This window comes from Neobacillus pocheonensis (assembly GCF_050477905.1).
Taxonomy (GTDB): domain Bacteria; phylum Bacillota; class Bacilli; order Bacillales; family Cytobacillaceae; genus Neobacillus; species Neobacillus pocheonensis_A.
The window spans coordinates 54162-67468 of sequence record NZ_JBCNAD010000018.1 but is presented as its reverse complement, the minus strand read 5'-3'; the positions used below and the strand labels follow the sequence as shown (position 1 = coordinate 67468).

8 protein-coding genes are annotated in these 13307 nt (G+C 41.1%); all 8 read left to right on the top strand.

The features are described from left to right. The first annotated feature begins 2 nt into the window (after positions 1-2). Positions 3-1775, top strand: coding sequence for a sensor histidine kinase (locus tag ABES02_RS08955; RefSeq protein WP_430133161.1), 1773 nt, complete (start codon positions 3-5; stop codon positions 1773-1775). A 185-nt stretch (positions 1776-1960) separates the two neighbouring features. Continuing rightward, entirely contained in the window at positions 1961-3253 is a 1293-nt protein-coding gene (locus tag ABES02_RS08950) for an ABC transporter substrate-binding protein (protein ID WP_430133158.1), read from the top strand. 148 nt (positions 3254-3401) lie between these two features. Beyond that, entirely contained in the window at positions 3402-4331 is a 930-nt protein-coding gene (locus tag ABES02_RS08945; protein WP_430133157.1) for a carbohydrate ABC transporter permease, read from the top strand. Then, positions 4324-5142: a carbohydrate ABC transporter permease gene (locus tag ABES02_RS08940; RefSeq protein WP_430133155.1), complete on the top strand. Its 819-nt coding sequence runs from the start codon at positions 4324-4326 to the stop codon at positions 5140-5142. Before ABES02_RS08945 ends, ABES02_RS08940 begins: the two co-directional genes overlap by 8 nt. 34 nt (positions 5143-5176) lie before the next feature. Beyond that, a complete protein-coding gene (locus tag ABES02_RS08935) occupies positions 5177-8209 on the top strand; it encodes a glycoside hydrolase family 2 TIM barrel-domain containing protein (protein ID WP_430133153.1) in 3033 nt (1010 codons plus the stop codon). A gap of 52 nt (positions 8210-8261) precedes the next feature. Further along, entirely contained in the window at positions 8262-10502 is a 2241-nt protein-coding gene (locus tag ABES02_RS08930) for an alpha-galactosidase (RefSeq protein WP_430133151.1), read from the top strand. 90 nt (positions 10503-10592) lie between these two features. Then, the gene (locus ABES02_RS08925) at positions 10593-11465 is read left to right on the top strand and encodes a DMT family transporter (RefSeq protein WP_430133149.1); all 873 of its coding nucleotides are present in this window, start codon (positions 10593-10595) and stop codon (positions 11463-11465) included. A 441-nt stretch (positions 11466-11906) separates the two neighbouring features. Beyond that, the gene (locus tag ABES02_RS08920; RefSeq protein ID WP_430133147.1) at positions 11907-13187 is read left to right on the top strand and encodes a hypothetical protein; all 1281 of its coding nucleotides are present in this window, start codon (positions 11907-11909) and stop codon (positions 13185-13187) included. Positions 13188-13307: the final 120 nt, after the last annotated feature.

Below are 13307 nucleotides of genomic sequence, written 5' to 3'. Positions count from 1 at the left end.
ACATGAGGCTTATTCCAAATCGTTTTAAGCATAACAACCTGTTTATCACTATGTTCCTCATTACCGTTCTCATGATTGTAATCGTTTCCGTCACAATAACGTGGATGACCATTCGCATGTCGGAGCAGTTCTTTTTTGAAAAGTTCAGTATTACGAACTCGAAGGTGATGAATCAAGTAAAAGAGAGCTTCGAGTCATTTCATTATTCAATCGTAATTGCGTCAAACAACCTCCTGCAAAGCGGCAATCTCAAGAAAATCCTAACGGAGGAAGGCTCCAATACGGAAAAAATGAATGCCATTTTTACGACAGGCCAGCAAATTGAACATATTCAATCCAATTTAGACGCATATGAGGTTGAAATCATTGTTACCGGGAAAAATGGGCTAAGCTACGCAACAGATCGCAGGTACTGGCCAATATCAGATGAAGAATTAAAGTATAGTCATCTGACTCGCAATACGTTTAACAACCCGAAAAGGCTCTTGTATCAATATGACCACCGATTAGTCCAGACTTCTGAGGATGGTGATGGAAATGTCATTGTTGCCTCCAAAGCACTGATGGACCGTTTATCTGGAACGATTTATGGTTCCATGTACTTTGCGATTCAAGAGAAAGAGTTTAGAAAGTTTTACTCGAGCTACACCACACCTGGAAATAATGTTGTCATGGCAGACAGACAGGGAGTGATTGTGTCGAGTAACCTATCTAAGCTCATTGGGAAAAAAGATGAGCAGCTTGTAAACTTAGCAGCTAAAATTGAAAAAGGCTCAAAGGATTACACCATCGAAAAATTCATGGGAAAGGATCAAATTATCACGATGGAATACCTTCCATCCTTCGATATGTTCCTGTTTAATATCATTGATAAACAAAAGGCGGTCGGCGATCTGATTAATAAAAAGGCGATTGTCCTGATCTCGATGGGAATTGTTTTGGCAGCTCTGATTATCGTGTTCTTAGCCTCTAGACGAGTAACCAATTCGCTTTCGAAACTGGTGAAGCAAATCGGAAATGCTCCGAAACACAACTTCGACCAATATGTTGCTGTTACCGGCACATATGAGACAAGACAAATTGGCAATGCCTTTAACTCAATGCTTAATGAACTGCATGATTATGTGGAGCAACTGGTTTTAGCGCAGAAACAACAGCGTAACGCCGAATTGGCTGCCCTTCAGCAGCAAATTAATCCACATTTTTTATACAATACCTTGACTTCTATTAAATTCATGGTTCAGCAGGGGGTGAAGGAAGAAACAGAGGCAGTTATTAATGCCCTTATATCCTTGCTGCAAAATACGATTGGCAATGTCAGTGAAACCATTACCGTGGGGCAGGAATTAGAGAACTTAAAAAATTATGTATTAATCAATCAAAAACGATATGGTGACCGAATAAAAGTAAACTATTTCGTTACATCGGAATGCAGGGATTATCAAATCCCAAAATTAATTTTACAGCCCTTTATCGAGAATTCCTTTTTTCATGGTTTTAATAAAAAGGCGAGTGGCTATATTAATGTTCTCGTTTGGCTGGAAGGCGACAGCTTAATTTGTGAAGTGGTCGATAACGGAGACGGAATGGAAGTTTCCGCAGAAAATAAACTTCCGAATACGAAGCGGAAACAACAGCTTTTCTCCGGTATTGGAGTCCGGAATGTCCATGAACGCATTCAGCTTATTTATGGGGAAGCATACGGCGTAACCATTTCCAGTGAGCCTGGAAAAGGAACGAAGGTACGAATCACTCTTCCATGTTCGACAATGTAAATAAAGTACTAGATTCTAAAAATAATACAATTTTAGAAAAATGGAAGCGTGTTCAAATCGTAAAAATATTACCAACTCAGAAAAATATCGTCCTAACGATAAAACCCCAGCAGGTGCTACCATAGTACTTGTAAGGTAAATAACGCTTACAAAAACACATTAGAGACGCTTGGGGGGAATATCGAATGAAAAAAGTATTAGCGCTATTTTTAGTAAGTATTTTACTTTTAACGGCTTGTTCTTCTGGATCAAAGGAGAAACAAGTTTCAGGCGAGTCAAAAGATACGAAGGAAATTACCGTATGGGCATGGGACCCGAATTTTAACATTAAAGCGATGAATCTGGCAAAAGATGCCTATAAATCTGAAAATCCTGATTTGAAGATTAAAGTGGTTGAAAATGCTCAGGCAGACATCGTACAAAAACTGAATACCAGCTTAAGTTCCGGAACAACTAAAGGCCTGCCGAATATTGTTTTAATTGAAGATTATCGGGCGCAAAGCTTTTTGAAGGCGTATCCGGATATGTTTCAAGAATTAAACGATTCTTCTTTTAAACCGGAAGATTTTGCTCAGTATAAAATGGCTCCAACCAGCTTGGATGGCAAGAACTACGGACTTCCATTCGACACAGGCGTAACAGGATTATATGTTAGAACGGATTACTTGGAAAAAGCAGGCTACAAAGCAGCTGATTTACAAAACATCGATTGGAATAAGTATATTGAAATTGGTAAAAAGGTGAAAGAAGCAACTGGTAAAGCGATGCTGACACAAGATCCAAAAGATCTTGGACTTATCCGCATGATGATCCAGTCAAGTGGATCATGGTATTTAAAGAAAGATGGGGTTACTCCTGATTTAGCTGACAACGCATCTTTAAAAGAAGCATTCAATACATACAAAGCGATTTTAGACGCTGATCTAGTGAAACCTGTTTCTGACTGGAGCCAGTTTGTAGCCGGCTTTAACAGCGGGGATGTTGCAACTGTTCCAACAGGAAACTGGATTACACCTTCAATAAAGTCTGAAGCTTCTCAATTTGGCAAGTGGGCAGTTGTACCGATGCCAAAACAAGCTGGAATTGCAAATTCCGTGAATGCTTCAAACTTAGGCGGAAGCTCTTGGTACGTCCTAAACGTTCCAGGTAAAGAAAAAGCGGTTGATTTCCTTGCAAAAACCTTTGGTTCCAATGTTGACTTTTACCAGACTTTGAATAAAGAAATTGGTGCCATTGGTACCTACAAGCCAGCTGCAGAAGGGGAAGCCTATAAGGCGACAGATAATTTCTTCGGAGGACAAAAAGTCATTACGGATTTTGCTAACTGGACAGAACAAATTCCACAGGTGAACTATGGTTTGCACACCTATGCGATTGAGGATATATTGGCTGTTGGAATGCAGGATTACCTAAAGGGAAAAGACCTTGATAAGGTGTTAGAAGACGCGCAAAAACAAGCGGAAGAGCAAATAAAATAAATCTAGCATCGAAAAATAATTGAAGTAATAAGCCTCGGAAATTCGCCGGCTTCTCCTATACGGTTTAACGGTAACGGAGCTAACTGTTTTAACAGGCGATTCGTTCTGAGGCTGTTTCTTTTATTGACAAGGTAAGGAGTTGATCGAAGTGATAACCGCTAAAGTTAATCAAAATCAGGCTTTGAAAACAGCAAAATCGGGCCGGAAAATTCGAGCGAAAAATGCTGTAATCGGCTGGTCCTTTGTGACAGTTGCATCCGTCATGATTTGCTTATTTTATTTCTATCCAATGGCTCAAGCACTTATATTATCTTTTCAATCTGGTACTGGGGCAAACCTGGCCTTTACAGGTCTCGATAATTATGCACGGTTATTGAAGGATCCAACATTCTTAACAACAGTGAAGAATACCGTCATTTATCTCATCATTCAAGTGCCTATCATGATCATTCTTGCTTTATTCCTTTCTGTTTTATTGAATAATAAGACGCTGAAGTATAAGAGTTTATTCCGAACAGCTATTTTTCTTCCCTGCGTAACCTCGCTTGTAGCGTATTCGGTTATCTTTAAATATCTGTTTGGACATGACGGCATTATCAACATGATGTTAATGAAGTTATCGCTTATTTCTGAACCGATCCAGTGGCTGACAGATCCCTTCTGGGCAAAAATTGCCATCATCGTGGCAATTACATGGAGATGGACGGGCTATAACATGATCTTTTATTTATCTGCGCTGCAAAACGTCGATGAATCCATTTATGAAGCAGCAAAAATCGATGGAGCTTCATCGATTCAGCAATTTTTCAAAATTACGATTCCGATGCTGAAGCCGATTATCCTGTTTACTTCGATTACGTCAACGATTGGTACGCTTCAATTATTTGATGAAGTCATGAATATTACGCAAGGCGGGCCGGGAAATGCGACGATGACAATTTCCCAATATATCTATAATTTATCGTTTAAATATACCCCTGATTTTGGCTATGCAGCGACTGTTTCATACGCCATTGTCATTATGATTGTCATCTTCTCGATTATTCAGTTTAAAGTGGCGGGTGATAAAAATGAGTAAACGGATTTTCAGCTATACAGTCCTTATTATCGCTTCCATTGTCTCCATTTTCCCATTTTTATGGATGATTGTTAGTTCCACGAACAAGTCAGTGGATGTAACGAAGGGGAAATTGCTTCCAGGCACTCATTTTATAGACAATCTTCAAAATCTGTTGAATACGGTCGACCTAGTGCCTGCCTTAATTAACTCAACCAAAATCTCGATTATAACAACCGTTCTTGCCATGCTGATTGCCTCATTGGCAGGCTATGGATTTGAAATTTTTAAAAGCAGGACAAAAGACTTTTTATTCAATTTTCTGCTCCTGTCCATGATGATTCCCTTTGCAGCATTAATGGTTCCACTATTTCGGATGTTCGGTACCATTTCTCAATCAGTTCCGATGATTGGCATTGATACGCTGGCCGCTGTTATTTTACCAACGGTTACGACTGCTTTTCTGATCTTTTTCTTTCGGCAAAGTACCAAAATGTTCCCGAAGGAAATTTTGGAAGCGGGAAGGATTGACGGTTTAACCGAATTAGGAGTCTTTTTTAGAATTTATGTTCCAACGATGAAAACAACCTATGCGGCAGCAGCGATTATTACGTTTATGGCCAGCTGGAATAGCTATTTATGGCCGCTTGTTATCTTGCAATCTCCTGAAAATCAGACGATTCCTTTGCTGATTTCCAGCCTTGGCTCAAGCTATTCTCCGGACTTTGGAATGATTATGACAGCTATTGTGATTGCAACCCTGCCGGCAGCGCTCATTTTCTTCATTATGCAAAAACATTTTGTTGCCGGAATGATGGGGTCTGTGAAATAGTGAAATAAAAAATAGATAGGAAGTGTAATAGGCTATGACGATTATTCCAACGATAGACTGGCTTACAGATTTGAATGTATTCGCCGTAAACCGGCTTCCCGCTCATTCAGACCACAACTATTACGAGACGTTGGAAGAAGCAAGAGATGCTGTTCCAATGAAGATGCGTAACGAATTGAATGGAAACTGGAAATTTCATTATAGTGTGAATCCGGATAATCGACCGAAAGAATTTTATAGGCCCGAATTCAATTGCTCAGGCTGGGGAGATATTAAGGTCCCTGGACATATTCAGCTGCAGGGATATGGAAAACCGCAATATGTCAATACCATGTACCCTTGGGACGGACATAATGATATTAGACCGCCTGCCATTCCAATGGATCATAATCCTGTTGGCAGTTATGTGAAGATGTTTTCGGTTCCTGCCCATATGGAGAACAAGCCTTTGTATATTTCGTTTCAAGGTGTGGAATCGGCTTTTTATGTGTGGTTGAACGGAAAATTTGTCGGCTATAGTGAAGACTCGTTCACACCGTCAGAGTTTGAGTTAACGCCTTATCTCATTGAAGGAGAGAATAAGCTGGCTGTTGAGGTTTATCAGCGCAGCACTGGCAGTTGGCTGGAGGATCAGGACTTTTGGCGTTTCTCGGGGATTTTCCGGGATGTATATCTTTATACAGTACCAGAGATTCATGTGTTTGATGCTCATGTTCGGACTGAATTGGATTCGTCTTTTAAAAAGGGGACACTTCAAGCGGATCTCAAACTTCTCTCGGTTCATTCTCCGTCAAAAATTGCCGCCGCCTTGTACGATGAAAAGGGCTGCTTGACGGCAGCTGCTGACGGTGTCTTCAGTGAAGGGAAATGGACATTTTCGATGGCGGTTGATGGACCTAAGCTGTGGAGTGCAGAAAATCCGTATTTATACAAACTATTTATTCAAGCCTTTAACGAGTCTGGAAGTCTAGTAGAGGTAATTCCGCAGAAGGTCGGCTTCAGACGATTTGAGCTGGCGGATAAAATTATGCGCCTTAACGGGGAACGGATCGTCTTTAAAGGTGTAAACCGTCATGAATTCAATTGCCGAAGTGGCCGCGCGATTACGAAAGAAGACATGCTTTGGGATATTAAAACACTGAAACAGAATAACATTAACGCAGTCCGCACTTCACATTATCCAAATCAGAGCTATTGGTACGAATTATGTGATGAATACGGGATATATGTTATCGATGAAATGAACCTGGAAACGCATGGATCGTGGCAGAAGATGGGCGCGGTCGAGCCTTCCTGGAACATTCCGGGCAATAAGCCGGAATGGCAGGATATTGTTATGGACAGAGCGATTTCGATGTTTGAGCGGGATAAGAACCATCCTTCTATATTGATTTGGTCATGCGGGAACGAATCATACGCAGGCGAAGTGATTCTGAACGTTTCTAAATATTTTAAAGAAGTCGACCCTAGCCGACTTGTTCATTACGAGGGCGTATTCCATAACCGTGACTATAACGAAACAAGTGATATGGAAAGCCGGATGTATGCGAAGCCCGCTGATATTGAAAGCTATTTAAGCGAAAATCCGGAGAAACCGTACATTAGCTGTGAGTATATGCATGCAATGGGCAATTCCCTTGGCGGCATGTATAAATACACGGATTTAGAGCGGAAATATCCCATGTATCAAGGCGGCTTTATCTGGGATTATATCGATCAATCGATCATTAAGAAGGACCGATATGGAAAAGAATTTTTAGCGTACGGTGGCGATTTCGGTGACCGTCCGACGGATTACGGCTTCTGTACGAATGGCATTGTGTATGCAAATCGAGAGTTATCGCCAAAAATGCAGGAAGTCAAATACCTGTATCAAAACTTCAAGTTGGTGCCGGATCAAACTGGCGTAACGGTGATAAATGACAGCCTTTTCACCGATATTTCTCGTTATGATTTGGAATACGTTCTGTTCCGGGAGGGCAAGGAACTGGCTCGCGGCGTACTTAATGTGGAGGTCGCACCTCTAAGTGAGGGTCGAGCGGAGTTTGCTCTGCCTGCTGATATGCTTAGAGACTCTGGCGAGTATTGTATTCATACTTTCTTTAAATTGAAGGAGAAAACACTTTGGGCAGATGCCGGATATGAAATTGCCTTTGGACAGTATGTGTTTCAGGTAAAAGGGGCAGAAAACCCGGTGTTGGTTCCTGGAGCTTTAAGAGTGGTGGAAGGCGACGTCAATATTGGTGTTCACGGACTGGATTTCTCCATCATGTTCTCCAAACAGGCTGGAAGCTTAATATCGTTGAATTATGCCGGAAAAGAAATGATAGCCCTTCCTCCTGCACCATTATTTTGGAGAGCGACGACGGATAATGATCGAGGCTTTTCTCAAGGCTGTCATTCAGGGCTTTGGTATGCTGCCAGCCTGGCTCGGAAATGTGTTGAGGTTGAGGTGAAAGAAAGCGATGAACAGGTTGGCGTCACATTTACCTATCAATTAGCGATTATCTCGGAAGTGGAAGTGAAGATCCATTATACTGTCTTAGCCAATGGAAGCGTTCGTGTTAAATCGGTTTATCATGGAGCCGCAAATCTTCCGCAGATGCCGATTTTTGCCGTGTCCTTCAAGGTTCCAGCTGATTATGACCAATTGGAATGGTATGCGATGGGGCCGGAAGAGAATTATTCCGATCGCTGTGAGGGGGCACGACTTGGTGTCTTTAACAACACTGTTTCCGACCATTTATCTGGTTATGTCATGCCGCAGGAATCCGGCAACCGTACGGGAGTCCGCAGGGTTAATTTAACGAACTCTATTGGTCAGGGCATTAGGATTTCCTCTGTTTCTGAGCCGCTTGAATGCAATTTTTCACCTTATACGGCATTTGAACTTGAAAATGCGCAGCATCATTACGAGCTTCCGAATGTCCACTATACAGTTGTAACGGTTGCGGGCAAGCAGATGGGCGTCGGCGGGGACGACAGCTGGGGCGCGCCAGTTCACGACGAACACCTCATTCATGCTGGACGAGACTTGGAATTTGAGTTTATGATTCATAGAATCTAGAAAAATCGTTTTTTTTCGTAGACATGCATGGTGGAATTGGAAGGAGACAAATATGCTTATTCATGTTAATCAAGAAAATAAACAGTTTCATTTAACAAATGGACAAGTGAGTTATATTTTCCATGTGATGAAAAATGGACAGTTAGGCCATCTTTATTATGGAAAGGCATTAAGGCATCGCTCCGAATTTTCACATTTACAAACATACAATGTACCAACAGCCGCAAGTTGTCACGTTTATGCGGATGATCCAGCCTTTTGTTTGGAAACACTGCGGCAGGAATACCCTGCCTACGGGAATTCCGATTTCCGGGAACCTGCCATCAGTCTCACAAAACAGAACGTAAACCACGTTCCCGACTTTAAATATGAATCTTTTCGTATGCTGGAAGGAAAGCCTCGTCTTGAGGGCTTGCCGGCGACCTATGCGGAGGACAGCAGCGAAGCCAGTACCATCCAAATCATCTTAAAGGATGCGGTTTTGCAAGCAGAATTAACCTTAAATTATACTATTTTCCGTGAAAAGCCAGTGATTGTGAGAAGTGCCTTCTTGAGAAACAACGGTCAAGAGCAATTGTCGATTGAAAGAATAATGAGTGCATCCCTGGATTTGCCTGATAAGGATTTTCAGTTTATCCACTTAGCCGGGGCATGGTCACGAGAGCGGCATGTAAAGGAAAGAAACCTTGAAACAGGAATTCAATCTATTTCAAGTCTGCGCGGGGCAAGTTCCCACCATCATAATCCGTTTTTAGCATTAAAAAGACCATCTGCGACGGAGCATGCAGGCGAGGTATACGGATTTAATTTTGTATATAGCAGTAATTTTCTGATGCAAGTAGAAGTGGACCATTATGACACGGCCAGGCTGACAGTTGGGATTCATCCATTTGGCTTCAAGTGGTCATTAAAGCCGGAGGAGTCCTTTCAAACACCTGAAGCAGTGATGGTGTATTCAGATCAAGGACTAAATGGAATGAGCCAGGCTTTTCATGCTCTTTATCGGGAAAATTTAATCCCCGCTCAATGGCGAACGCAAGAACGGCCCATCTTGATTAATAATTGGGAAGCCACCTACTTTGATTTCAATGAGGAAAAGTTGGTGAATATCGCAAAATCTGCCAGTGAATTAGGAATCGAGTTGTTCGTGCTGGACGATGGCTGGTTTGGAAAACGAAACGATGATACTTCCTCACTTGGTGACTGGCATGTAGATTTAAATAAGCTTCCCAATGGGCTAGAGAGGCTCGTTCAAAAAATTTCTGCACTCGGCATGAAGTTCGGTCTCTGGATTGAACCTGAGATGATCAGTCCGAACAGTGATTTATTCAGAGAACATCCGGATTGGGCAGTCGGTATGCCGCAGCAGCGTACACTAGGACGCAACCAGCTGGTCCTTGATTTTTCAAGGCAGGAAATCGTTGATTATCTTTTCGAAAAAATCGCCGATATTATAAAACGGACAGACCTTGCCTACATTAAGTGGGATATGAATCGAAATATTACGGAACCCTTCTCGCATAAATTAGCACCAAATCAGCAAGGGGAATTTTTCCACCGCTATATTTTAGGCGTTTATCGACTTTACGAACGGCTAACCAGTGAATTTCCTCATGTGTTGTTTGAATCGTGTGCGGCCGGGGGAGGCCGGTTTGATCCAGGAATGATGTACTACGCACCGCAGGCCTGGACAAGTGATGATACGGATGCCGTCGAAAGGCTCAAGATCCAATACGGAACATCATTCGCTTATCCGGTCTATAGCATGGGATCTCATGTTTCGGCTGTGCCGAATCACCAAACATTAAGGACTACACCGTTATCGACGAGAGCAAATACGGCTTACTTTGGAACCTTTGGCTATGAGCTGGATCCTCTTCATTTAACAGAAGAAGAACGCCTGGAAATTAAAGAGCAGGTTTTCTTTTATAAAAAGCACCGAGGGTTAATACGCGACGGTCAATTTTATCGCCTGAAAAGTCCGTTCAATGGAAATGAAACAGCATGGATGGTCGTCAGCCCAGATCAATCAGAAGCATTAATCGGCTACTATAAGGTTTTGGCAACCGCGAATTCTCCCAAGCAGCAAACATTAAAACTTACTGGGCTGGACGAAGCAAAGGTGTATCAAGTGGCCAATAGAGCTCAGTTTTACTATGGAGATGAACTGATGCGCGCAGGGCTTCAACTTCCAACCGAGTTCAATGGTGTTAACGGCCATGGTGCCGAGCGTGGAGGAGACTTCCAATCACATGTTTTTTATTTAACAAGTACAGAGGACCGTTTCGATTAAATAAAAAGGAGGCTGAGCCCATTTAGGGTCAGCCTCTTATTTTTCGTAACCCGAAAAAATCATTGCGAATACTTGGTTACTAGATTTAAAATGAGTATGTATCAAGATATGGAAGAAGGTTTCAGCATGTGGATTGCTGCAGCATTAGTAACGACTTTAAGCTTCGGAACAAATAATACTCTATTTAAATGGAGTACAAGCCGTGGCTTGTCAAAGGTACATATTCAATTTTTCTTTTATTTTACAGCTTTTATACTTACACTCGGATATGGGATTTCTACAGGGGAATTCCGGTTGAATCTTTATGCGATCATCCTTGGGGGACTGATCGGTATTTTAAATGCCAACGGCAATATTCAAATGTCAAAGGCATTTGAAAAGGGGCCCGCCAGTCTGACTTCACCGCTGATTGGAGCCAATGCCATCCTGCCGATTCTCGGGGCCGCTCTTATTTTTCATGAAAATATCAGCCTGTTACAATGGATAGGAATTGTGGTGATTTTAGGCTCGGCAATCGCTATTCAATATTCACCTGGAACGGGCCGGGGCACAGAGTACGGCCCATGGATTTTCCGGATTCTTTTGGCAATCCTGTCCTTTGGTGTCCTAGGGATATTAATGAAAACGACTTCGTATTTGCATATAGACTCGTTCAATACATTAATTTGTATGTATGGTGTAGGAAGCGTTTATCTGGGAGTAACGAGCATTCGTGAAAAAGAAAACTGGCGGCGGTCTGAAGCAAATATCGGATTCCTTGTCGGAGTGGTCAGTGTCATAGGGTACAGCTGTTATTTTTACGCGCTGCAGAAAGGGACAGCAAGTATTATCTTCCCTATTGTCAGCCTGAATTGTCTTGTCGTGATCCTTGCTGGCTGCTGGTTTTTTAAAGAAAAATTAAAGCGATACCAGCTTGTCGGCATATTTTCTGCGATTCTTGGAATTATTTTTACAAAAATATAAGATCGGAAGCAGCTCTTTGAGGGCTGTTTTTTTTATGATGCTCCATTACTGTTGAAAAAGATGAGCAGAATCAATAAATACGTGCTCACTACTAATCAATCTCTTCCCTGAGCCTTCCTTCAAAATATGATAAAAATCATACCTTCCAAGTGATGATCTAAACCATAATGTGTTCCATCACCATTAATACTAAGTAAAATTTTACTAAATGTTATGTAGATTTTTACAGTCAGATTTTTGGTTGTTAGCTTAAAATGGTAGATTAAAGGGGTGAAATGACAATTATTAAAACAATATATTGAGTTTTTTCAAAAAAAAATGAAATTTTTAGTTAAATTTTTAGTAAAAAATATTGACTGGAGCTCCCGGTTATACTAATATAACACTGAAGGCGCTTTCAGATGAGTGCCATAATGAAAGGTAGAAAGAGGGGTATGCAACATGAAAGTTACAAAATGGCTAGCTTTAGTATTTTCAGCAATTTTAGTCCTTGCAGGTTGTTCAGGTGGCGGATCTTCCAGTTCAGGAGAGAAATCAAAAGACAATGGTAAAGTAAAAATCTCCTTCATTAATGGTTTTACTGGTGGAGATGGCGCTTATATGAAAAAAATTACTAATGGCTTCAACGCTTCGCAGGATAAATATGAAGTAGTTGAATCACAAGAAAAGGACCATTATACCAAGTTTAAAGCTGGTAATTATGATCTTGTAGTTATCCATGGAAATAACCTTGAGACTTATAAACAGGATGGATTAATTCAGAACATTGAACCAGTGCTAGAAAAAGCTGGTATTAAGAAGACTGACTTCCATCCAGCAGGATTGGATATTGCTACATTAGACGGCAAACTATTTGCAGTACCTTTAGATATCCATCCATTAACAATGTTCTATAATAAAGAATTCGTGAAAGAAGCACCAAAAACATATCAGGATTTAGTTGCACTTAACAGCAACCTTCAAGCTCAGAGCAAGGATCTTTATGCACTTGGAGTTCCTTCAAGCGGTTTAGTTGAATTCTATATGCTTATGATTGCAGCACAAAATGATATTGAGTTAAAAGACGGAAACTATTTAAATTTTGCTCAGCCTAAGTTTGCAGATGCCTTAATGCAATTCCATGACATGGTTTGGAAAGATAAAGTTTCTCCATCCGGACTTGGTTTAGATGGTGAATTCCAAACATTTATGAAGGAAGCTAAAGGTGGAAAAGCTTATCAAACAGCGGTAGCCCTTACAGGTCCGTGGTTCTATGGTGCTGCGAAGGAAAAATATGGCGACAACCTAGGCGTAGCGCCAATTCCGCAAATTGGATCAAAACTCGCTTCTTTTGGTAACGCCCACACGATTGCATTATCTTCAAAAGTGAAAGACCAAGAAGTATTGGATGGAATTGCGGCATTCTTGAAATACATGTATACCCCTGAAAATCTAATCAATTGGGCAGACGGCGGACAAGCTCCTGTTCATCTGGCAACGTTAGACAAAATTAACGCTGAACCAGAAAAATATCAAATTGCCTTCCAAAATGCAAAGCAATTTGAAAACTATGTAAAGCCACCGCAAGTTTACCAATATGGTGAGCAAATGCGTTATATGAATGAGTCTGTATTTGGTAAGTTGGTAACAACTGAAAAATTCACAAAAGAAGACTTGATGAAAGAATTAGAAAAAGCAACTAAAATGTCTAAACAAATTGGTGCCACAGCGCCGAAGAAATAATTGAAAAATATTAATGAATGGCCCTTGAAAAAGAGCCATTCATTAATCATAACCTTGAAAATAAAAAGAGTGGTTTTGTCCTTTGGCTAAATCCACTCTTTATTTCTAATAGAGTATAAA

Excerpts from the sequence above, each read along its gene's own strand:
- ABES02_RS08955 (WP_430133161.1), top strand. The coding sequence starts at position 3 with ATGAGGCTTATTCCAAATCGTTTTAAGCATAACAACCTGTTTATCACT.
- ABES02_RS08950 (WP_430133158.1), top strand. The coding sequence starts at position 1,961 with ATGAAAAAAGTATTAGCGCTATTTTTAGTAAGTATTTTACTTTTAACG.
- ABES02_RS08940 (WP_430133155.1), top strand. The coding sequence starts at position 4,324 with ATGAGTAAACGGATTTTCAGCTATACAGTCCTTATTATCGCTTCCATT.
- ABES02_RS08935 (WP_430133153.1), top strand. The coding sequence starts at position 5,177 with ATGACGATTATTCCAACGATAGACTGGCTTACAGATTTGAATGTATTC.
- ABES02_RS08930 (WP_430133151.1), top strand. The coding sequence starts at position 8,262 with ATGCTTATTCATGTTAATCAAGAAAATAAACAGTTTCATTTAACAAAT.
- ABES02_RS08925 (WP_430133149.1), top strand. The coding sequence starts at position 10,593 with ATGAGTATGTATCAAGATATGGAAGAAGGTTTCAGCATGTGGATTGCT.
- ABES02_RS08920 (WP_430133147.1), top strand. The coding sequence starts at position 11,907 with ATGAAAGTTACAAAATGGCTAGCTTTAGTATTTTCAGCAATTTTAGTC.